At 44.5% G+C, this 22,750-nt stretch carries 18 protein-coding genes; 7 read left to right on the forward strand and 11 right to left on the reverse strand.

The features are described 5' to 3' along the window. Positions 1-6 precede the first annotated feature (6 nt). Positions 7-1,002 (forward strand): glycosyltransferase family 9 protein, encoded by a 996-nt coding sequence (locus F0364_RS06320; protein ID WP_153796925.1) that lies wholly within the window; start codon positions 7-9, stop codon positions 1,000-1,002. A 15-nt stretch (positions 1,003-1,017) separates the two neighbouring features. Here the strand turns inward: F0364_RS06320 and F0364_RS06325 are convergent, their stop codons facing one another. Together F0364_RS06325 and F0364_RS06330 are read right to left on the reverse strand one after the other, a co-directional pair. Further along, the gene (locus F0364_RS06325) at positions 1,018-1,365 is read right to left on the reverse strand and encodes a cupin domain-containing protein (RefSeq protein ID WP_153796926.1); all 348 of its coding nucleotides are present in this window, start codon (positions 1,363-1,365) and stop codon (positions 1,018-1,020) included. Between the two features lie 189 nt (positions 1,366-1,554). Then, entirely contained in the window at positions 1,555-2,535 is a 981-nt protein-coding gene (locus tag F0364_RS06330) for an NAD-dependent epimerase/dehydratase family protein (RefSeq protein ID WP_153796927.1), read from the reverse strand. Between the two features lie 521 nt (positions 2,536-3,056). On the opposite strand from F0364_RS06330, the gene F0364_RS06335 reads away from it, so the two are divergent. After that, positions 3,057-4,331 carry an endo-1,4-beta-xylanase gene (locus F0364_RS06335; RefSeq protein WP_153796928.1) on the forward strand — a complete coding sequence of 425 codons (1,275 nt, stop codon included), beginning with the start codon at positions 3,057-3,059 and terminating at the stop codon, positions 4,329-4,331. 5 nt (positions 4,332-4,336) lie between these two features. On the opposite strand, the gene F0364_RS06340 is transcribed toward F0364_RS06335, so the two are convergent. After that, positions 4,337-5,575 carry an O-antigen ligase family protein gene (locus tag F0364_RS06340; protein WP_153796929.1) on the reverse strand — a complete coding sequence of 413 codons (1,239 nt, stop codon included), beginning with the start codon at positions 5,573-5,575 and terminating at the stop codon, positions 4,337-4,339. A gap of 752 nt (positions 5,576-6,327) precedes the next feature. On the opposite strand from F0364_RS06340, the gene F0364_RS06345 reads away from it, so the two are divergent. Then, complete coding sequence (locus tag F0364_RS06345; protein ID WP_235921019.1) at positions 6,328-8,451, forward strand: CehA/McbA family metallohydrolase domain-containing protein; 2,124 nt, start codon at positions 6,328-6,330, stop codon at positions 8,449-8,451. A 122-nt stretch (positions 8,452-8,573) separates the two neighbouring features. After that, complete coding sequence (locus F0364_RS06350) at positions 8,574-9,713, forward strand: alkaline phosphatase family protein (RefSeq protein ID WP_153796930.1); 1,140 nt, start codon at positions 8,574-8,576, stop codon at positions 9,711-9,713. 131 nt (positions 9,714-9,844) lie between these two features. Here the strand turns inward: F0364_RS06350 and F0364_RS06355 are convergent, their stop codons facing one another. The 5 genes from F0364_RS06355 to F0364_RS06375 all read right to left on the reverse strand — a co-directional run bounded on the left by F0364_RS06355 (position 9,845) and on the right by F0364_RS06375 (position 15,225). Continuing rightward, positions 9,845-10,129 carry a hypothetical protein gene (locus tag F0364_RS06355; protein ID WP_153796931.1) on the reverse strand — a complete coding sequence of 95 codons (285 nt, stop codon included), beginning with the start codon at positions 10,127-10,129 and terminating at the stop codon, positions 9,845-9,847. Positions 10,130-10,223: 94 nt separating this feature from the next. Beyond that, positions 10,224-11,183 (reverse strand): N-acetylmuramoyl-L-alanine amidase, encoded by a 960-nt coding sequence (locus tag F0364_RS06360; protein WP_153796932.1) that lies wholly within the window; start codon positions 11,181-11,183, stop codon positions 10,224-10,226. A 333-nt stretch (positions 11,184-11,516) separates the two neighbouring features. Continuing rightward, positions 11,517-13,460, reverse strand: coding sequence for a CHAT domain-containing protein (locus F0364_RS06365; protein ID WP_153796933.1), 1,944 nt, complete (start codon positions 13,458-13,460; stop codon positions 11,517-11,519). Further along, the gene (locus tag F0364_RS06370; protein WP_153796934.1) at positions 13,457-14,020 is read right to left on the reverse strand and encodes a hypothetical protein; all 564 of its coding nucleotides are present in this window, start codon (positions 14,018-14,020) and stop codon (positions 13,457-13,459) included. The genes F0364_RS06365 and F0364_RS06370 overlap by 4 nt, the downstream gene beginning before the upstream one ends. Before the next feature lie 479 nt (positions 14,021-14,499). Further along, positions 14,500-15,225 (reverse strand): hypothetical protein, encoded by a 726-nt coding sequence (locus F0364_RS06375; RefSeq protein ID WP_153796935.1) that lies wholly within the window; start codon positions 15,223-15,225, stop codon positions 14,500-14,502. A 242-nt stretch (positions 15,226-15,467) separates the two neighbouring features. On the opposite strand from F0364_RS06375, the gene F0364_RS06380 reads away from it, so the two are divergent. Both F0364_RS06380 and F0364_RS06385 read left to right on the forward strand, forming a co-directional pair. Continuing rightward, positions 15,468-16,487: an SDR family NAD(P)-dependent oxidoreductase gene (locus F0364_RS06380; protein WP_153796936.1), complete on the forward strand. Its 1,020-nt coding sequence runs from the start codon at positions 15,468-15,470 to the stop codon at positions 16,485-16,487. A 66-nt stretch (positions 16,488-16,553) separates the two neighbouring features. Then, positions 16,554-17,381 (forward strand): helix-turn-helix domain-containing protein, encoded by an 828-nt coding sequence (locus F0364_RS06385; protein ID WP_153796937.1) that lies wholly within the window; start codon positions 16,554-16,556, stop codon positions 17,379-17,381. A 28-nt stretch (positions 17,382-17,409) separates the two neighbouring features. Here the strand turns inward: F0364_RS06385 and dapB are convergent, their stop codons facing one another. Then, positions 17,410-18,126, reverse strand: coding sequence for a 4-hydroxy-tetrahydrodipicolinate reductase (gene dapB, locus F0364_RS06390; RefSeq protein ID WP_153796938.1), 717 nt, complete (start codon positions 18,124-18,126; stop codon positions 17,410-17,412). A 363-nt stretch (positions 18,127-18,489) separates the two neighbouring features. Here dapB and F0364_RS06395 point away from each other — a divergent pair, with 363 nt between their 5' ends. Further along, complete coding sequence (locus F0364_RS06395; protein WP_153796939.1) at positions 18,490-20,955, forward strand: T9SS type A sorting domain-containing protein; 2,466 nt, start codon at positions 18,490-18,492, stop codon at positions 20,953-20,955. Between the two features lie 172 nt (positions 20,956-21,127). Here F0364_RS06395 and F0364_RS06400 read toward each other — a convergent pair whose 3' ends face one another. Beyond that, positions 21,128-21,805 carry a DUF5683 domain-containing protein gene (locus F0364_RS06400; RefSeq protein ID WP_153796940.1) on the reverse strand — a complete coding sequence of 226 codons (678 nt, stop codon included), beginning with the start codon at positions 21,803-21,805 and terminating at the stop codon, positions 21,128-21,130. A gap of 14 nt (positions 21,806-21,819) precedes the next feature. Continuing rightward, entirely contained in the window at positions 21,820-22,740 is a 921-nt protein-coding gene (locus tag F0364_RS06405; protein ID WP_153796941.1) for a ParB/RepB/Spo0J family partition protein, read from the reverse strand. Between the last annotated feature and the right edge of the window lie 10 nt (positions 22,741-22,750).

Raw genomic sequence — 22,750 nt, forward strand, 5'->3', positions numbered from 1 at the left:
TTTTTCATGAAATTTCTGATCATACGTTTTTCATCTATCGGAGATATTGTACTTACCACGCCGGTTATCCGTTGTTTAAAGCAGCAGGTAGCAGATGCCGAAGTACATTATCTTACGAAAAAGAGTTTCGGCGGCATTCTAAGCAGCAACCCTTATATTGACAAAGTGCACCTGCTGGCAGAAGACTGGAACAACATGATCGGCGAACTTACAAATGAGCAGTTTGATTACATAATTGACCTGCACCATAACCTGCGCACTTCAAGGGTTAAAAAAGCGCTGAAAGTTAAAAGCTATTCGTTCAACAAGCTCAATATGGAGAAGTGGTTGCTCACGGCTTTGAAAATAGACTTGCTGCCCCATGTACATATTGTTGACCGTTACCTTGACACCCTGAAAGACTTTGGCGTGATTAACGATGGCCGTGGCCTTGATTATTTTATTCCGCAACAGGATGTTGTTCCGCCAGACCATTTACCCACCAGCCACCAGCTTGGGTTTATCGGCATTGTTACAGGCGCTGCACTGGCTACCAAAAAATTACCGGTTGAAAAATTGAAGCAGCTCTGCACTTTAATTAAGCATCCCATTATTCTCTTAGGCGGGCCTGAAGACAGTGCCGATGCTGAACAAATAGCGGCCGTTGATAACGTTAAAATCTACAATGCCTGTGGTAAGTTTAACCTGAATGAAAGCGCCGACCTTGTGCGCAAAGCAAAGCTTATTATCACCCACGATACCGGATTAATGCATATAGCGGCCGCCTTTAAAAAGCCTGTTATTTCTATCTGGGGCAATACAATACCAGGGTTTGGCATGGATGCCTACTTTGGTACCTACGAAGTACAAAATACAAAGCACGAAGTGAAGAATCTTTATTGCAGGCCTTGTAGTAAAATAGGTTACCGGCGTTGCCCCCAGGGCCACTTTTTGTGTATGCAAAAGCAAGATATACCGGCTATAGCAGCAGAGGCTATGCAGTTATTGTCGAAAAAAAGTTAGCCGGTTAAGTTATACTTACTCTGTGGCCACTCCGTAGTATACAAATCTCAATTTTTCTGTGCCTATAGCTACAAGGTTATGCGGTTTACCGGCAGGAATGCGAAGAAAAACGCCTTCTTTTAAAGGATAGTTCACGCCGTCAATTGTGTATATACCTTCACCCGATAAAAAATAAAAGCACTCTTCCATGGTTTTGTGAATATGCTCTTCGCATTCTTCGCCGGGCATAAATTCACCTACAGCAAACTGTGTAATTTTTGTAGCAGTATCTTCATTGGCAAGGAACACGAATTTTTTACCCTGGTTATGTGCCGTAGCAACAGGTGGTATATCAGAAATGCTTTTGAAGATTTTCTCTTCCATCCTAAGATTTTTAAAAAGAAAATATTTTGGGTACCGGCAGTAGTTTTCTATGGCGGCCTGGTTGTGTCACTCACTTGTACGTCCGGTTCTTTGGGCGGCTTTTCAGCCCGGGTAGATTATTACAAAACGGGCAACAGTTGCAACTGTTGCCCGTTATTATTGTAAGCTATACAAAAGGCTTGTGCCATTTTAAACGGCTGCCACTTCTTTATTGGCTTCCACTTGTTTATTAATCCATTGAAAGGTTTTTTCCAGGCCAACTTTCAGCGGTATAGAAGGCGCCCAGCCCAGCTTTTCTTTAATAAGCGCATTGTCAGAATTCCTGCCCCTTACACCTGTGGGGCCGGGTATATTTTTGATGTTAGCTGGTTTGCCGGCAATTTCAAATACCATTTCGGCCAGTTGGTTAATCGTAACCATTTCTTCTGAGCCAATATTAACCGGCCCGATGAAATCAGAGTCCATTAACCTTCTAACAGCTTCCAGGCACTCATCCACATACAGGAAAGATCGGGTTTGCTTGCCATCTCCCCAAACTTCAATACCGCCGCCTGGCTCAATTTCAGAAATTTTCCGGCACATAGCAGCGGGAGCTTTTTCTTTTCCGCCCCTCCAGGTTCCCAAAGGCCCAAAAATGTTGTGGAAACGGGCTACCCTTACATTAAGGCCGTAGTTTCTGTGGTAAGCAAAGAATAGGCGCTCGCTAAAGAGCTTTTCCCAGCCGTATTCGCTGTCCGGTGCAGCCGGGTAAGCAGATTCTTCGGAGCATTTTGGGTTATCGGGGTCTTCCTGGTTGTAAGCCGGGTACATACAGGCTGAAGAAGAATAGAATATTTTTTTAACCCCAACCTTGGTAGCCTGGGCAGCCACATTAAGGTTGATGGTAGCGGAATTATGCATTACATTGGCATCGTTGTCGCCGGTGAAAATGTAACCTGCGCCGCCCATATCGGCAGCCAGTTGGTACACTTCGTCAAAAGGTTGGTCCAGCACGCTGGCCACCACAACAGGATCAGTTAAATCTCCCAGTATAAATTCATCGGCCGGCAAGTTGCTGTACTCGTGGCTTTTAACATCTACGCCACGAACCCAGAAGCCTTCGCCTTTTAATCTTTTAACAAGATGGCCACCGATGAATCCGCCGGCGCCACATACAAGCGCTTTTTTCATTTTTGTTGTTTTATGTTAGGTTAAATATAGAAAGATTTTAATTGGGGGCAGGTACCTATCAACTGTTGCACACACACATTTTCCCGGCCCCGGTTCTTGAAGAATTCGGAAATTGATGACATTTCAAATTTTGACGGGATGAAATCCTTCAACCTTGTTAGCATGGGTTGAAGCCGCGCTGAGTAGCATAAAATATGCGGGATAAAGTTTTAAGGTTTCAGGTTGTTTACTTTTCCGCTTTATGTACTTAACCGATCCACATCGTTTTGATATTGGATTATACGGGTAATGAAAGTTCCTTTTTACGAAGAACAGCTAAGAAAGGCTAAAAATAAGAAGTTTTTCGATACAGCCGCAATTTGAGGAAAAGGATTTTTGAGCGGGAAGATTAAATAAGGTTTAAATCAAGCGGATTTATACTTTTCGGCATCTTATATAATCGCTAATTATATTTGTTTTCTGAAAATTCAGCATATAATTTGTTCTTTTAACTGCTGATAAGCAAAGATTAATTATACATTATGAAAAAAGTATTGATAGTGGGACTGTTTGCCTCTGCATCCGCTGCCGCGGCTTATATTGGCTTGAAGAAAAACAATACCAGCCCCATACCCGAACCAATGGCCATACAAGCCTCAAACGCTGCAACTACTGCCGCCGGAACGGAAAATGACACCTTGCCACTAAATGACACCATCAGTAGCCCTAAACAAAAAACCAATGAGGATAAAGATGCCGCAACGGATAAAAAGACAATACTGGGTGCAGGCAGGAAACCGCAGGGTAATAAAACGCTCAGGGAAGCTTATAGCGATTACTTTCCCATAGGCGCCGCGGTAAATCCCGAATACGACCTTGCTAATTCAGCTTCCGCGGATTTTATAAAAACACAATTTTCAAGCCTTACAGCACGTATGGCTATGCAGCCAATGCGCATCCAGCCCAAGGAAGGTGTTTTTAACTGGAAATTGGGAGACCAGGTGGTAAACTTTGCCCAACAGAACAATATGAAAGTACGTGGGCATTGCCTGGTTTATTACCTTGATAAGCACATGCCGGCATGGTTTTATGTGGATGAAAACAAAAACCTTGTATCCCGGGATGTATTGCTGCAGAGAATGAAAACGCATATTACACAAACTATGCAGCACTTTAAAGGCAAAGTGTACTGCTGGGATGTGGTAAATGAAGCTATATCGCGTAAACCAGGTGAATTTTTCAGGCCGGAGGGCGACCTGTTTTATAAAATAATTGGCGAAGATTACGTGGAAAAGGCTTTCCAGTTTGCACATGAGGCAGACCCCACAGCCAAACTCTTCTATAACGACCAGTTTGATTCTGAAGAACACAGGGATAATGTTTTTAAATTTCTGAAAAAGCTAAAGCAAAAAGGTGTGCCTATTGATGGCATAGGCATTCAGTCTCACCTGGGTATTGACGGTGTTGAAGCAGCGGAATTGCAAAAGAACATTGACCTGTTCAGTTCAATTGGCCTGGAATTACAAATTACAGAACTGGACATGTCTATATATAAAAGGCCTTTCAGGGGCATTAAAAGCCTTACCAAAGAAGATTACACCCCGGATATTGAAAACAAACAATCCAAAAATTATAAAAGCATTTTTGATATCTGCCGCAAAAACAAGGGAAAAGTAACGGGAATAACATTCTGGGGTTACGCAGATGTTGACGGGTATGGATCCATGTCGCAAAAAATGGGGCTTAAAAATTATCCCTTCCTTTTTGATAAAGGTTTCAAACCTAAAAAGGCATTTTACGAGGTAACAAAATTCTAAGGCTATTAAGCAGAAAAATTTGGCCTGAGGGGTTGTTTCAATTTTTGTAATGGAACAACCTCTTTTTTATTCGCATTAACTGGCGCCAGTGCCGCTTTTTTTGACCAGCCGATGGCTATAAAGATCAAAGCAACATAAGCAAAACTGGAAAGGGATATTTGCTCGGTTATGCCATTGGTAAGGTAGCTTATGGTGAGGTAAAAAGCAATTTCATTCCAGGTATTGGTTTGCAAAGGGGCTGTTTTTGTAATCCTGTAGTTCCTTAAAAGGTAATAAAAAATAAACCAGTAATACACTATCGCCGCAACAATACCCACTGCCATTGCCTGTCCGAGGTATTCGTTATGCGTTGACCTGCCGATTTTTTCCAGAAGAAAATAGTGCCCATTGCCCCAAAAATTCTTAAATGTGTACATAATAGCTGTTGGCCAGTAAATTTCATACCTGGTACCAAGGCCATAATCCGAATTCTCGGCAAACAGTTCACCAAGCCGTTCTGACTGAAATTGGAAAACGTTACCCAATGAACTTACAATAATGAATATAACAGGCAAAACCAATATAGGCAGAAGAATAAGCCGCTTCAACTTTCTTTTAACCGCAACGTAATCAATCAAAATAATGAGGATGGTGCAGCCGATGGCGCTACGTGTGTTGGATAAGAAAATCATAATCCCTAACAGCACCATGCATAAAAGGTATAATTTTTTTTTGGTACGGTTATACAGGGATTGGGCGAAAACAAAAGTTGCTACCAGCCACAAAGACATAAGGGTAGGGTTCATAAAGAATATGCTGGGCCTTTCCTCTTTCATGCTTTCGTCTAATTGCCTTTGCTGCATAAAAAAGTTATTGGCTAAAGACAATGAGAAACCACCATTGGTATCCCTGAAGAAAATCAGCACGCAATAAACCAGGAAACAGGCCAGGAAAAATTTCAACACTTTTAAGTCATTCATTTTAGCACTGCCCATGCAAACCCCCGAATAAACAAGAACAGGAAAAAAAACGCTGGCTACATATTGTCGCAAATCAAGGCCCAGCGCATAGTAAAGCAATGTGGCATATAAAAAATACAGGTACAACAGTATATCTATTTTTCCAAAACGGGGTTTAACATTCAAAAGAAATGCATATAAGAAGAACATGCCCACTGCCAGCAGAACTGCAGCGATGAGATTAACAAACAAGGCCGCACACACCACTATAACCGGAAGGTATTGGAATTTACTTATCTTAATCATGTGAGGTAATTCTGTTCTTGCTAAGAAAAAGGTTACATGCTTTTAATTCCAGCCTTCTACAAATAACTTAGTCCTAAAAACCCACGCTGGGGATTAACTCATTAACGGTAGTGTTACAGGCTGGCAATGGCGAAGATATAGAATAAATAATTATGCATTATTCCTCAATGGTCTTAACTGCCGTAAAATATGAGGCTACATAACCTATCCGGTAATCAAGACAGGCAAAAAACACCCCCTAAAGTAACTGCCCGTATGATTTCCAGGTCATTATCCTAAACATCATATTATAGCAAAAAATTACTGCCAAAACAGTGTTTATACATTGTAGTGCTTACAAAAAGAGGCGTGTGCATAACCATCTGATAAAAATTTTATGATACCAGCTATATATTTTCATGGGAATCATCGTTGCGTCGCAAGCACTTTATCGTCCGGCTCTTTGGGCGGCTTTTTAGCCCGGATAGATGAAACATCCACACGCAATGCCAGCCCCATAGCAATCCCACGGTTGAATGGCTGCCGGATTGAAGCGTAAACCCCGCTGCCCCCCTGGCCCCCGAAGGGGAATGCAGCGCAGCAGGGCGGCGGAGTTGCAGCGGAAAGCCGGTACCACAGCTTCAATTATGTGTTACAGCTCACAGCCCCAAACAGGCTGTTTGCCGATTTTGCCACGCAGTGGTAAAAGGCGCTTTGGTACCCTTGTTGTACTTTGGCCGTCTATACAAAACGCCTGGCAGCAAAAAGCCGCCATGGCCATACAAAAATTTAAACCTTACACTTTGCTTACCTTGAAAATCTTACGCCGGCTTTCACTGTTTTTGTGTACATGCACCTGCATCGGCACTTTTGCTCAGGCGCCCGTTAACCTGGATTCTTTTAATAAGAAAAGTCCTGTTACCGTAACAGTAAACAACAGTTCCCTGCAGGTGGTGTGGCCTGCCGATAATGATAAAAAAGCAGGCATAACCTTAAGCCGAACTGCCGGGCAACCACTCATCAGCGCCCTGCAGTATGGGGATGCCGGTGGCTTAAAAAACATTTCACAAAACCTGCAGCCCGTATTTGTGCTTACTACCGGCAAGCGTGACCTGGTATCTCAAAACGGCTGGAATATTTTTTTTGACAAAACGGCCTACCTGCCCAGCAAGTCTTTTGAGGTAAAGACGGTAACAGAAAACATCCGCCTCATATCATCCGGCACGGCCACGAAAATTGTTATTGGCAGTGCCACTGCAGGCAATTTTAGCGGCAATTTGGAAATAACCCTTTACGAAGGCTCTCCGCTGTTAAACATAGCCGCGGTGATGAAAACAGGGGTAGACTCAACAGCCATTATTTATGATGCCGGCCTGGTTAACTCAGGCGCCGGATGGAACAAACTTTTTTATGCTGACACAGACAACTACATACAGGAAAAAGCTGTTAGCCCTGCTGATGAAGCCGCTAACCTTGCCGTTAAATACCGCACCATTGTAGCGGAATCGTCAACAGGCAGTGTAGCTGTATTTCCTGCGCCGCACCAGTTCTTTCCTCCGCTTGATAACTGCTATAACCTTGCCCATACCTGGTATGGCAATAACTATCGCAATACTATAAACGGCTATGGCATAGGCATACGGCAAGACCTGCTGGGCGACCGCCGCTGGGTGCCCTGGTTTAATGCGCCCCCCGGTACAGAGCAAAGGCTTAACTTTTTTTGCCTGCTGAGCGATACAAAAGATGGAAAAATTATGGAAGATGTAAAAGCTTTTACCCATGCGGATACTTATGCACCGCTGAAAGGCTATTATACCTTCTGCAGCCATTTTCATGTGGAGCATACGGATGATGTATTAACCCATAAGCCCCTGCCGGAAACGCCCGGTTTTGTAAAAGCCTTTAGAAACACCGGCGTTAACATAGTACACCTGGCGGAATTTCACGGCCCCGGCGACCCCCGCGGCCCGGATGTGAAAAGGCTGGAACAACTGAATACATTGTTTAAGGAATGCAGGAGATTATCAGGCGGTAACTTTTTAATGCTGCCCGGCGAAGAACCCAATAATTTTTTTGGCGGCCACTGGGTAAATATTTTTCCCAAACCGGTTTACTGGGTAATGTCTAAAAATAACACGCAACAGTATGTGTATAATGATTCCCTGTATGGAAAAGTTTACCATATTGGCAATAAAGAAGAAATGCTGCAACTGCTGAAGGATGAAAAAGGTCTTGCCTGGACGGCACATGCCCGTACCAAAGGTTCAACTGGTTTTCCTGACGCGTATAAGAATGAAGCTTTCTACCTGTCTGACAGGTTTAACGGCGCTGCCTGGAAAGCCATGCCGGCAGACTTATCTCAACCGCGGCTGGGCAAAAGAATTCTTGACCTGCAGGATGACATGAATAACTGGGGCCAACCGAAACGAATACTGGCTGAAGCCGACCTTTTTAAAATTGAGCCCAACTACGAGTTATACGCCCACCTGAATGTAAACTACCTGCAACTGGATAAAATGCCGTCGTTTGAAGAAGGCTGGCAGCCCGTAGTGGATGCCCTGGAAAAAGGAAAATTCTTTTGCTCTACCGGGGAAGTGTTGCTGCCTGTTTTTAACGTTAACGGCAAAGGCGCAGGGGATACAGCCCAGTTGCGTAAAGATGGCAAAGATGAGTTGGTGGCGGAAATAAGCTGGACGTTTCCATTGCATTTTGCGGAAATAATCAGCGGCGATGGCAAAGAAACATACAAGGAAAAAATATGGCTGAACGATACCAGGCCTTTTGGCAAAAAGCTCTTCCGCCTGCCGGTACAGTTAGCCGGCCGCAAATGGGTAAGGCTGGAGGTTTGGGATGCCGCTGTAAACGGCGCATTTACACAAACCATCTGGCTTAAATAACGTGCTGCCCTGCTCAACCGCACAATGGCTTAATACTTGTATTGGTTAGCAGGTAACGCTAACTTAATCCCCGGATAATATTAACGTTACAATTGTTTGGTTCCTTCGCAAAACCAATTGTAATGAAAGTAATCAGCACCATGTTGCTTATGGCTTGTGTATGCCTGTATGCAAATGCCCAGCAACAGAAAAAAGCACCCAACATTTTCATCATCACTACCGATGGCCTGCGCTGGCAGGAGGTTTTTGAAGGCGCCAACGCCAACCTGGTCAACAATAAAATGTATGTTGAAGATACCAGCCTGCTACAGCAATTGTACAATGATAGCTCCACCGAAAAACGAAGGGAAAAGCTGATGCCTTTTTTTTGGAATGTAATAGCCAAACAAGGCGTTTTATACGGCAACCGTCATTACAACAATAAGGTAGATGTGCGCAATATCTACAAGTTTTCTTACCCCGGGTATAATGAGATTTTTACGGGCTATGCAGACCGCAGGTTTACCCCCAACAGCCCTGTACTTAACCGTAACAGAAACGTGCTGGAACACCTTAACAGCAGCAGCGATTACAAGGGAAGCGTGGTGGCGTTCAGTTCCTGGAATATTTTTCCTTACATACTTAATGAGCCGAGAAGCAACTTTTCCGTTAACAGCGGCTACGAAATATTACCAGAAGAAGACAGCGCCAACATTACGCTTAACAACGTACAGGATTATGTAAAGCATAAAACGCATACCCGGTACGATTTGCTTACCTGCTTTGCTGCCAAAGAATATATTGCGGCCCATCACCCTAAAGTGGTGGCAATAGGCCTGGGAGAAACAGATAAGTTTGCCCATGAAGGCCGGTACGACAAGTACCTGATGCATATAAATAATGTAGATAAGATGATTGCCGAACTGTGGTATTATGTACAAACAGATCCTTTCTATAAAAACAACACCACGTTTATCATTACTACAGACCATGGCCGTGGCCGCAGGACCAACTCATGGTACAAGCACCATCTTTTTGTTAAAGGCTCCGGCGAAGTATGGATGGCCATGCTGGGGCCCGGCATAAGCCCCGCTGGCGAAATGAAGGATGATAAAAAGATATACCTTAACCAGGTAGCCGCTACAGTATCCTTTCTTACCGGACAGTCTTTTGAAAAAGAAGCAGGCCATAGCATAGGCGGAGCGTTGCCGGTGCAAGCCGCACCTGCCCTTAACCTTCCCGTAGCACAACCTGCAATTGCAGGTAAAGCCGCCCTTAAATAATAAGTTTTACAGCTACCAATAAAAAAGCAACAGGCCATACATGGCTTGTTGCTTTACCAACAAGGTTCTAACAAAACAACCGGCAGACATAGTTACAGCCTTGTTCTTAATCGTTACCCAGAAGGTGTTACTTATTGCTTTGCTTTTTTCTCTGCCGCTTTCTTAGGCGCTGCAACTTTTTTGGCTGATTTCTTGGCTGCCTTTGGCGCCTTAACCACCTTAGCGGCTTCGCCATTGGCAGAAACCGATATGGCTTCGCTTAAAATTTTGCTGGCCTTTTTAATTGACTTTTCAAATTTCTTTTCGTTGTCTTTGTTTTTATAGTCTGCAAAAGCGCTGGATAATTTTTCCGCTATTGCGGTACGGCCTTCTTTAGAATGGCTTTTGTTTTTCTTCCTGGATTGATTCTCTGGCATAGGTTCCTTGTTTTTAAAAAGATAACCTAAAGTTAATATAGCCTTAGCGCTCCGTATGTTAAGTTTTTAACTGAGCGGTATAGCAGCGCAGTCCTTAATCCCGCTCCACGGCGGGGCCTTCTTCATAAGGGTCATTTTCATGAGATGCGTCTTTGGCTTCCGGCAAAAATTCACCCAGGGCATCCTCAGAGTGCAGGTCGCCTGGCCGCCAGCTACCGCCACCCCTGCTGCCACCACCCTGTGCAAACTGCGGCTTAAAAGAAACCGCCTGCACGCCGCCGATAACTTTCTGCCAGTCAAAGCCAGGCCCTATATCCCATTTACCGTCTGTGCGATAGTTAACATGTGTTACAATGCCTTTAAATAGCAGCACATCTTCTGTGGCGGCAAAGCGTTTGGCTTCCGGCATAAACTGGCGCGGAATAGCATACTGCGCCGTTAAGTACCGCAGCAATATTATCAGCGCTTCATACTGTTGTGGTGTATAAGCGGCATAATACTTTTGCTGGCGAAAAGGCTGGTCAGTCTTAATATAAGCGTCGGTTTCCTCCACTGAGCAATACACATCTGCCGGGCCTGTTTTGCCATTGCTGTCCTTCTGGCGGGAGTAATAGGTTTCCAGGTTGCCGTCACGCTCCGTTAAAAAGCCGTAGTTAGACAGTTCAATGCCTATGCTAACCTTATCCTGCTGGTTGCCTGTACCCATGTTGCCAATACCCTTGCCTATATGCCCGCTCCAATGTTTGGAGGAGAACAACTGGTAAATGGTTCCATTACGGCCAATTACAAACGGTACAGATACATGGTAATCATTGCGGGTAAGCGCCGCCATATCAGAGCGTATGTTACCTGCGGTAAAATGCACCACAATCCTTTCTTTCGGGTGGGCAACATCATAGTAATATTTGCTGCGGTTTTTTGGAGTAGCCAACATCGCTTCCAGGGTAAGGTTTTCGCCCTTTACAGGTATCGCAATTTTTTTAAAGCTGTATTCCCCATTGTTACCGGTGTTCAGAAAACTGTCTTCTAACGAGGCAAGTGCTGAGTAGCGCATGGTGATGCTAATTTAAGGTTGAGGGTAAAATACAATAGTTTACAGCACCATCATAGCAGTTGTAAAAATTTTCAGGGCGCCTGCCGAAGGCACCGGGCTTTCCGCTATTACTCCGGCACAAAAGCCATGCTGCAGAACCCTCACCGGGGTAACCGCTTCAATCCCTGGCGCAAGGTGTAACAGGCTGCTTCTTTTGCAAACAGTTTTTTTAAAGTACGATTTACGAAGTACCTTTTTTATGTTAGATGTGGGATGTACGATGTACGATGTAAAATGACATCCCACATCGTACACCTAACATCTTACATATTTAAGCACTTCTTACTTACCTTATTACACCACCACTTCCAGCCCGTTGCGCAGGGTTGTTGCAGTTTGCTGTAACTGGTTGCTGGCCGCGGTTGAAATATGGACCCACCATTTTATATAGCGTTCCAGTTGCCGCGCAGTGGATTCCTGCGGGAACAACTGATCCTTTAGTTCATTCAACTTTGCTATGTAACTTTTTGCTTTAAGCAGTGCGGTTTCTGTGTGCTGCGACTGCTGTTCTGCGGCGTATGTAAACGGCCGTAACAAATACAGTTCGGCCAGTGTGCCATAAGCCCAGGCAAGCGTTTCATTGTTGGCAGCTTTCTTTTCATCCTGCATGGCCATAATGCGGCAAAGTGTCCACATATCCCGTTCCTCTTCTCCAGTCAGCGTGCCGGTAAGTACCAGTTGCAATGAAAGATATTGCGTACCCGTCCAATGGCTGTATAAGAACTCGTTATAGGCACGGTAGTACCAGTCTTTACCCAAAGCCAGCGCCTCCAGGGAAGCTGCGGGCACACCAGCCTCGCCAGCCAGCCCGGCCATGCGAAAAAGATGCTCTGCTTTTCTTTTATAAGCGCTGCCTATTAAACCATAATGCTCGGCAAAACGTTCCTTGCTTTTTTGTCCTTTAGCAGTTTGTACCAATGCGGTAAGATCTGCTATTGATTTTTCCATCCGCTGGCTTACTTTCTCCAGTTCCTCATCAGCATTGTCTTTAATGGCGTCCAGGTGTTTTAGCACATGATCTGTAAGGGCGTTGCTGGTTTTCATAAACTCCAGTTTAATCCTCAGCTCTACGTCTTTCATTTGTTCATCCACGTCTTCAGGAAAACGTGCATAAGCTACCAGGCTGGCCCAGTCATGCACATTGCCTGCATCCAGCTTTTCACGGGTAAAGTAAAGTGCCTTGCGTGGGTCTGACGACTCCAGCAAACAGGTGTACAAAGCTGTAACCAGGTTTACAGAACCTTGCTGTGTTAGCGGAAATTGCGATGCAAAAACGCAGGGCACCCCCACCTGGTGCAGGTGATGGGCCAGGCTACCTGCCGGGTTTACAGGACTACCCATTGCGCCACTGTCGCAGGCCACCAGCGATACAATTTGGGGGCAGTAAACACGGCCTTGTTCATCCGTTATCATCAGCGCCGCTTCCAGCTCCGGCCCGGTGGCCTTGTAAGGCACCCGTTTGCCGGCTTCGCCGCAAAGCAGCAGCAGGAATTGTTCGCCCTGCGGGTCATCATTCTTTGTGCCATGCGCCAGCAGGTGAATGTGCGTATAAGGTTTGCCTTCTTTTACGGCCTTTGTTACGGCATCTTTTATCTTATTAAGGCTGGCATCCCTTAGCTCTGTTACCAGGGCGCCCAGGTTAGGCTGCACCGGAAAGGCGGGCTCTGTTACAGGCAGGGCCCAGGGCCGCAGCACTTCAACAAAAGCGGCCAAATGTTCCTCATGCGGCACGGTGGCCCGGGGCTCGGCCCAGGCAAACAATATGCGGGGTTTTACCGGCCATTTATAATGCGCAAAAGCAATTCGCCGCACTTCGCGGGTTAGCGTGGTTTTGTATTGAGGGTTAAGAAAAAAAGGCAGCGGTTTATCCGTCTGCTGTATTTGTTGCGGCGTAAGCGCTATTTCAAAAGGTATCTGCGCCATTTCTTTTGGTGTGGTTACCAGGCGCAGGTGCAACCATTCGCCAGGCTGCGGGGCCGGCATGCCGGTGGGGTAAATTTGGTCTATTACACCATCTACCAACTGTTGAAAAAAGCTGATGCCTTCCTGCCTTTTGGCTTCGTCGTTATTGTTGTAGCGCAGCAGTGTAATCCGTTCATTAAACTCATCCTGCCGGCAGGCTATAACCAGGTCTTTGGCAGGCTGGGCGCCGCAAAGTGCGATGTAGTTGATATCCGTATCCAGCAGTTCGTTTACTGCCTGCCCGGTACGCAATATTTCAATAACGATGGTGTTCATGACTTTAGTTTTTCAAGCTTTGCTAATTCCTGTTCATTTGAGCGCTCAGTCAACCTGCAACGGCTTGTAAAAAAAGCATCGTCTGAAGCATACCTTGTTATTTGCTTAACGAGTCGTTTTCGTTTTTTTATTTCCTGGATGGAATACTGTGTCAACCGATCGCCATAAATAATGAAGTCATAAAAAATGGACGGAAATTCAGGATGATACGTGTGAAAAGGATAACCACATGCAGTGCCTTGAGTACTCGTCAAAACGTAAATTGTGTCAGGAAGATGGGTGGATGATTTGAAATTTTTTTCAACTACAACCTTAACCCTGAGCAATAACTCAAAATTTAAAGAGTATCTGCGTTTGCCATACCTGATGCCATGCCTGTCAGTGTTAAGCCCTGTCGCAAGAGTTACTGTATCAGTACCAATAATTGTCCCTCTAACAACAAGTTCACTTCTTTTATATTCTTCTTCAGTGGTATGTATAGCACATCTGCATGCAAGCACGGTACCATATGTAAATAAAGACAGTATAATTAAACAGAAAACCCTGAAGAAATATAACATTGTCATTCGCGTTTTATCAAGAATTGAATATTTCCACCGTTTACGCCGGATATGCCAAAAATAAGCTCTCATTTTTGGTTGGTGATAGATCCCTATACAGCAAGAATATCCGGAATGAGTGATATGAACCGGAAGCATAGAAATTGTATTTACCTAAAAAACTCCGATTGTTGGAATAAAGCACAAAGCGTTCCTCCGGAACGCGAAACAACACTCTAATACCTTCTACCCACAAAATGTTCCTCCGGAATATGAATTTATAATGCGTGGCCCTATTTAATACCAACGTATTGCTAACAATGTTGATGCTGCCCTTGTGCCGGCAAAAAACGCTCACCTACCCTGGGGGAAAAGCTGCATAGCGAATCCAACAGTACAAGAGTGCGACGCAAGTAAAGCCTCATCCTTGTTCCTCCTGCCGGGCCCATAAAAATTGTACCAGGCCCTGCGGGGGGCCTGGTACTTACTATGATATTGTTTTACAGGTCGTCTTCTACCTCGCCGGAAAGCATTTCTATGGCGCCTTCGGCTTCTTCATCGGAGAGTACTACGGGTTTCTCTTTGCCCAGCCCGAGAAAGCCACGTTTAATTTGGAAAAGCCCCAGCCCGATAACACCTTCCTTGCCCTGAACGCTAAGGCCCAACTCTTTTTTAGAATTAAACTCCACAGAAGTGCTGCCCACATTCAGTTGCTGCAGGGCGGTAACATCGCCACTGAAATTAATTTCTGTGTCTTTCGTAACGGTGGAAATAACCACCGCGTCTTTGGCAAAATAGGTTTGATACACAACTTTAAACCGGTTTTCCCAATCCGGCAGTTCTATCAATTTTTTGCCCACTTCGTTCACATTTTCCATGGTATCTACACTTATTACCGGCGATTTAACCAAAAATGATTTTTCCCTTTCAAATTTAAAGGTCACTTTGGCATCAACGGCGCCGGAAGGTATTACATCCACCTGGGCGCCAGCGGCAAAACGGAACACTGATGTGCCCTCGGAAGAAAAATCAATCTTGGAATCGGGGCCTTTCCCTTCTTTGATATCTATACCAAATTCATCTTTTATATTGCCCATTTTGGTAAAAACACCATCTGAGAAAATGCCATAATCACCAATTTTAAACGTATTGGTAACCGGCAGCCATGCGGCAAATACGTTTATCTGGCTTTCTATTACATTGTTGAAATCTTTGGCGATACCCATAGTTGTGTATATTTTATTGATTTGGAAAATACTTCTTTTAACAGGGGATTGATTTACCGGCAACAGCAAGCACAATTTCTTACGGTATACAGCATTACAATGTATAAAAGAGATTTGAGATTTGCAATTATGCCGTCATCCCGATAATTAACAACCGGCCTTCTCAACAAAGCATAATCGGTCTTTTAAACAAAGCCGCCGGTTTTGATGCTTTCTATTTTTGCCCTGTTAAAAAACAAACAATGGAACAAAATAACTACCAGGGAAAATTACAGCAACCGGCCGGCTCCGGGTTTAACGCAACATCTACCACAAGCGATGTAATAAAGGGCATTAACCTTTTGGGAAAGATTGCCATAGTAACAGGCGGGTACGCCGGCATTGGACTTGAAACCACCAGGATACTGGCCGCGGCAGGCGCTACCGTAATTATACCGGCCAGGGATACTGCAAAAGCTAAAAAGAACCTGCAAGGTATTGCCAACACGGAACTGCTAAGTATGGATTTGATGAACCCCACATCTATTGACCTGTTTGCTGAAAACTTTTTAGCCACAGGCAGGCCGCTTGATTTACTTATAAATAATGCCGGCATTATGTGGGTACCGCTGCGCAGGGATAACCGCGGCTACGAATCGCAGCTTGCTACCAATCACCTGGGGCATTTTCAGTTAACGGCGCGGCTTTGGCCCGCTTTAAAAAAGGCAAATGGCGCAAGGGTGATTAACGTTTCTTCTTTTGGCCACCAGATGGCGCCTTTTAATTTTGAAGACCCCAATTTTATACACAGGCAATATGAAACCCTGCTTGGCTATGGACAATCCAAAACGGCCAACAATTTGTTCTCCGTTGAACTGGATAACCGCGGCAAGGCCTTTAACGTAAGGGCTTATTCACTACACCCGGGCGCTGTTAACGATACCGACCTGGGGCGTGAAGCACCTATGGAATTATTCCAACAAATGGGAACGCATGATGCCGATGGCAAAATTTTTCCTGAAGTGGCGAAAAAACTTAAAACCATTCCGCAAGGTGCGGCTACTACCGTTTGGTGTGCTACCAGCCCGTTACTTGATAACATCGGGGGCGTATATTGCGAGAATTGCGACATTGCGGAGCCTGACCTGGATAATATTGACCACCAGTATGGCGACCCATCTACCCTACGCGGCGTAAGGCCTTATTCGCTGGATGAAACAAGCGCTAAAAGATTGTGGAAGCTGAGTGAGGAAATGACAGGAATTTCTTTTGAAGTTGATTGATATTTGTACCAGGTTAAGGAAAATGAAAAGATGCTTTGTAAACCACGGTAAAATGCGTCGCTTACTATGGAGTTCCAGACAAAATACATAACACCGGATATTAAACTTTCCTGCTACGAAGACAAGCTGTTTAAAACAGAAGTAGTGTTTGAGCACCATGTGCTGGTATGGTTTATTTCCGGGGAAACAAAGATCATCCAGGCGGAAAACGCTTACACATTTGGCGCCGGCAACATTTTCCTTATACCCAGGAACCAACTGTCAACCGTTATCAACTATCCAAAAGATGGGTTACCACATAAAACGGTGGCCATGCACCTTACCGCGGAACGCCTGAGAGAATTTTATGCCAACCTGGATGTTGAACCGAATACTGCAACGCCAGCCAAAATTAGATGCTTTAACCAGCACCCCCTGCTTACAAGCTGCCTTGCTTCGCTTATACCCTACTTTGACCTGAAGGATAAAATACCTGGAAACATAGCTTCCTTAAAAATAACAGAGGCCATCAGCATACTGCGTGCTATTGACAAAAGTATTGACGGGCTGTTAGCGAACTTTGAAGAGCCCGGCAAAATTGAGCTGGCTGGTTTTATGGAACGGAACTTTATGTTCAATATGCCGTTAAAAAAGTTCGGTTACCTTACCGGCCGCAGCCTTACCACTTTTAAAAGAGATTTCAGAAAAGCATTTGATACCACTCCGCAAAAATGGCTTACACAAAAGCGGCTGGAACTGGCGCATTACCAGATAGCCGAAAAGAAATTGAGGCCTGTTGATGTGTACCTGGAATCTGGCTTTGAAGACCTTTCTCATTTCTCCTATGCTTTTAAAAAGCATTTTGGATATACCCCTACAGATGTGCCCCGGCGGATGCGCTATCAACAATTTTAGGTCTGAGTGAATAATGCCCCTGGCTTGCTTATAAGCCCAGCACCTCTTTCATGCTGAAAATACCCCGTTTGCCAACAATGTATTCTGCCGCGAGTACGGCGCCGCCGGCAAAGCCCTTGCGGTTGTGGGCGGTATGGATTATTTCAATGTCGTCTATGGAAGAATGGTATTTTATTTTATGTGTGCCGGGCGCCGGGTCAATCCTTTCACTGATGATTTCAAGGTCGTCTTCATTATCGCTGATGTGGTTTACCCACTGTTTTTTTGCTTTTACAAATTCCATCACCCCTTCCGCAAGGGTTATGGCCGTACCACTGGGTGCATCTTTCTTTTCTGTATGATGAATTTCTTCCAGCGCCACATTATAACCGGTGTGGGCGCTCATCATTTTGGCCAGCAGCCGGTTTAGTTCAAAGAAGATATTTACGCCAATGCTGTAATTGCTGGCATACAGCAAAGCGCCGTTATGTTCTTCCACAAAGCCTTTTACTTCATCCCATTGCTTCAGCCAGCCGGTGGAGCCTGATACCACGGGCACGCCAAACGAGATACATTTTTTAATATTCTCGACAGCACTGTGTGGGCTGGTAAATTCAATAGCCACGTCAGCCTTTGCCAGGTTTTCGGCAGTAAATTCATCAAGGTTGTAAGCATCTATCTTCAATACTATTTCGTGGCCTTTGGCAACCGCTATTTCTTCTATCGCTTTGCCCATTTTTCCGTACCCAATTAACGCTATTTTCATTAGTGCTGCTGTTTGTTGTAATAAAAAGCAGCGCTAAGTTAAACCCTGCCCTGCTAAAGGGGGAATTTTAAACTGATAATTTTGAGAAATACCAGGCAACCGGGTTGCGGCCTAAGTACAACAATTGCGGGCAGTTGGAAGAAAAGTAATGCCGTGTAACTAAAACATTCATAAAGCTGTGCTTAACTATAATCAGGACAAGCCGAACAGAAATTCAATGCAATTGGTAAGGGAACAACAATGTAACTCCAATGTATGTTTGCTCGCCGATTAATTAATTTGCCATGATTTATATTAGATTATATTTGGCTTATCCACTTTTACTATTATAAATGCATCCCTGGTACACTTTAAAAAATCTGTATGAGAAACATCTTTTTTGTATTGCTGACCTTTTCATTCATCCTCTCCTTTACAGCTAGAGCCTCTATAACCATACAAGTAAAAAATCCAACTGCAAACCAAAAGGTATCCGGCAACCTGGATATTTCGGTTGCTGTTATTTCCACGTACGACTTGCAGTTTGTAAAGGCCAGGATATTGGCTACCGGCATTAACCTATCCTTACATGGGGAAGACTATACCGGAATTCTGCCTCTTACTGACCTACCTTACGATACCCTTACATTGGTAGTAACCGTAAAGGATATCGTGCAAAATACTGACAGCGCAACAGTAAAAATTATTAACCAGCCGTTTGATTCTGAACCATCTTTTACCCTTGTTAATTACCCCTCTTTTGTAAGAAGTATATACATGCCCATACACATCAAGGCACAAGATGCAGATGGCGGTGTTCACCTCAATGTAATAGGTCCGGCCCCTGATTTTCTGCCACTCGCCGAAGGTGATAATGAAATTGATACCGTAATAGATATTTCACAGGTTGCCAAATTTGGCATCTATGCCAACCAGATAAGGGTATTGGGTACAGATACCGCTGAACATGTAATATCAAAATACCTCACCTATACCTTTGAACCAAGCCCTTACCTCGAAGACTTTCTTCCTTATGGAGTGATAGATTTTCAATACAACAAAATTCTGAAGATCGTTGGTGACAACTACGTATATGTTGATCTTTCCAAAAACGATTCCGTTATATTGCCCAGAGCAGTCGGAAAAGTGCAGTTAACCTCGTTTGGATATGTCCAGTCTCAGCTAAACAGGATAGCGGTGTACTCGAATGATTCCCTTTATTACATAGATGCAGTTCAGCCAACCACCTTTGTGGCCAATGGGATTCACCTGTTATGGCGTGGCGGGATAACCTTTCAGCAAGAAAGTTATCTCACACATTTTAATCTGGCAACACACCAGACAGACTCTGTATCTCGCATGAGTTACCAGGTTCCCAACCGGCCGGAAGGAAATGTACATGCAATAAGGGAGTATGCTATTGACAGTTTGGGTAATATTGCTTTGCCGATTGGCGTTAGAGATAATTACGGTGAAGTTTATTTTGGCACCAGACTGGAATTATTCCTTAACGGTGTAAAATACGGCACCGGCTATGTTGGCGCTATTGGCCCCCTTATTAATAGCAAAAAAAGCATCTTCCGGAAAGGCACCCCCGAAGATCTGAATATTCCCGGAAGAGATGATTTTCCTCCCTATTACCTTTACCAGTCTTCCCTTGAAAACAACACGCTCAACACTACTCTTATTGATACTATGGGCGACAGGCCTGTTTACCTGTTAGCCGGAGATTACATAGCCTATGAAAAATCTGCTACAGGAAGTACATGGCGCATTGACCCGGCCGGCAATAAACAGAACATTGGCCCGGGTTTTTTGAATGGCCTGAATGCAAAGGGTGAAATTTTATATGACTTTTCCAGGTTTTTTGCCCGGCCAGACGGAAAAACAATGCCAATTAACAATACGCCGGGCAGCGCATTTTATTACAACAATAGCTGGTACATTAATAACATTGTTTTATCTAAGGTTAACCTTAATGCTGACACATCATTGTTAAACATCAGCAGGGATATACTCAAAGATTCTTCTTACAGTTTTACAAAAACTGATTTTGATAATGCCGCCAGTATTCCCTACGAGATAAAAATAACAGCCTTACCTAAATATGGTATGCTGTATTTTAACGGTATGCCATTGCCAAAAGATACTGTAATAAGGCATGCCTGGTTAAGCCAAATAGTGTATGTTCCGGATTCTTCGTTTGAAGGAACAGATACTGCTTACTGGAATGCCAACAACACCCTTGGGTTTGCTGCTGACGATGCGCTGATGCTGTTTAATGTACTTAGGGTACTGCCGGTAAAACTTACCACATTCACTGGTTATACAAAGGGATTAGCCAACCTGCTGAACTGGCAAACTGCAGAAGAGAAAAATATGGCATATTTTGAACTGCAACGCAGCAATGGGGATAGCCCTGCATTTAAAACACTGGGCAAGGTAACCACTGCCGGAAACAGCAGTATGATAAGGCAATATACTTACACCGATGCCAGGCCTGCTGCGGGGATAAATTCTTATCGCCTGAAAATAGTTGACAAAGATGGCCGGTTCAGTTTAAGCCAGGTTGTACGGCTTGACAATGGTTATAAATTTGCTTCCTTGCTGTATCCCAACCCCGCCCATAACAAATTATTTATCCGGTTTAACATGGCGGTTGCCGGGCAGGTTTCACTAAATATAACTTCATTAAAAGGCGGTAATGTTACATCAGGCAGCCTGCTAATTCCTGCCGGCACTTCGGATAAAGCTATAGACATCAGCACCCTTTCACCAGGTATCTATTTTATAACAATTCTCGGCGATAATAACAAAACGCCCCTTACTTTGAAATTTTTAAAACAATAACCAACCATCTACCCGGGCTTAAAAGCCGCTCAGGGAAAAGCCTTACAGGTGTTCCAATTTGCTGCTTCGCCACGCAAATTGCTCAACGCAAGCCTCATAGCAGCACAGTTGCCGGTAACATAAATTTTCTCTGTTACTTTTAGCGGCTATCGCTTATACCTCACCTATCACCCTACCAGTTGGCAACTTTTTTGGGCGCTGGTTTTTTGAAATTGAATGCAACAGAAAGAGAAGGCGTTCTTGTATCCGTATTATAGGTAGGTTGGATGTTCATACTGATGTCTTCGCTTACATCAAAATTTTTCAGGTGGCCCGATACAGTGGCATCCACCACCTGCACGCCCCAGGCCAGCAGAAAATAGAGGATACTGTAATCCCTGTCACGCCGGTATGCGTTGCGGTAAAACTGGAGGGATTCTGCGTCCAATGGCTGCCCGGTTGATTTTATAATCAATGCAGGGTCTATTTCGCCGTAACGTTCTGTTTGGCCGTTAACAACAATATCGTAGGCGGTTCTTGTTTTTTTGTACCAGGTATTGTTGTAAAAAAAGAAACCGGCGGGAATACCCACTGCCGCATATACCAACGGCAGCTTCCAGTACTGGCGGTTGTATATCTGGCCCAGCCCGGGAAATATAGCGGAGCGGATAGTGGCTTTGGAAGGTATGTGCTGCCTTTTGGTAACAGAATCTTTTTTTACCACCAGCGGCTTAACCGTATCCGGCAAAACTACGGGCCTGGCAGTATCAAGCGCCGATGAATTGATAAGCTGCTGCTTACTGTCCTGCGCATACAACCGCGTTAAACACATAACCACTGCAAGGCAAATAAGAAGGCTTGTTTTTTTCATGAAAGCGCTGCTTGTTAACCGGCCTGTACATTCATTACATCCAGCAACTTATTCAGCTCTTCCAGCGAATAATATTCCAGGGTAATGCTGCCATAACCTTTTTTGTTATGCACCAGTTTTACTTTAGTAGAAAAATGAGAGGCTAAATTATCTTCAATTCGTTTGTATGCGGGTGGCAGCTCAGATTTTGAAGCAACTTTAACATCGGCTGTTTCTGTTTTGTACAGGTTGCGCACCAGTTCTTCTGTTTGCCTCACGTTAAGGCCTTTGTTCTTTATTTCGTTAAAAACATACAACTGCTTGTCAACGGTGTCAATATTAATCAACGCCCTTGCATGCCCCATGGTTACGTTGCCATTGCGCACTGCCAGTTGTATATCCGGCGGTAATTTAAGCAGGCGTATGTAATTGGTTACCGTACTGCGCTCTTTTCCCATACGCTCCGCCACCTGCTCCTGCGTATAGCTAAGCTCGTCCATCATGCGTTTGTAGCTAAGGCCAATTTCAATAGCATTCAGGTCCTCACGCTGCAGGTTTTCCAGCAGGGCCAGTTCCAGCAGCTCCGCATCGTTGGCCTGGCGTATATAAGCCGGCACATCTTTAAGGCCGGCCATTTTAGCTGCCCGGTAGCGGCGTTCGCCTGCAATTAACTGGTATTTGCCATTGGCCAGGCGGGATATGGTAAGGGGCTGTATAATGTCGTGTATTTTAATGGAATCAGCCAGTTCCTTTAACGACTGCTCATCAAAATCACGCCTTGGGTTTTTAGGGTTAACCTGTATATCGTCCAGCGCTATACGGGTAATGCCGGTAGCTTTTTCCACCACGGTATTTTTAAGGTTACCGGTAGTGGTTTTTAAATCGGCATCAATATTCTGTAAAAGGGAACGTATTCCTTTTCCTAATAACTCTTTATTTTGTTTGGGCGTTGTCATGTTTTGTCGC

It is taken from the genome of Foetidibacter luteolus, from assembly GCF_009650435.1.
Classification (GTDB): domain Bacteria; phylum Bacteroidota; class Bacteroidia; order Chitinophagales; family Chitinophagaceae; genus Foetidibacter; species Foetidibacter luteolus.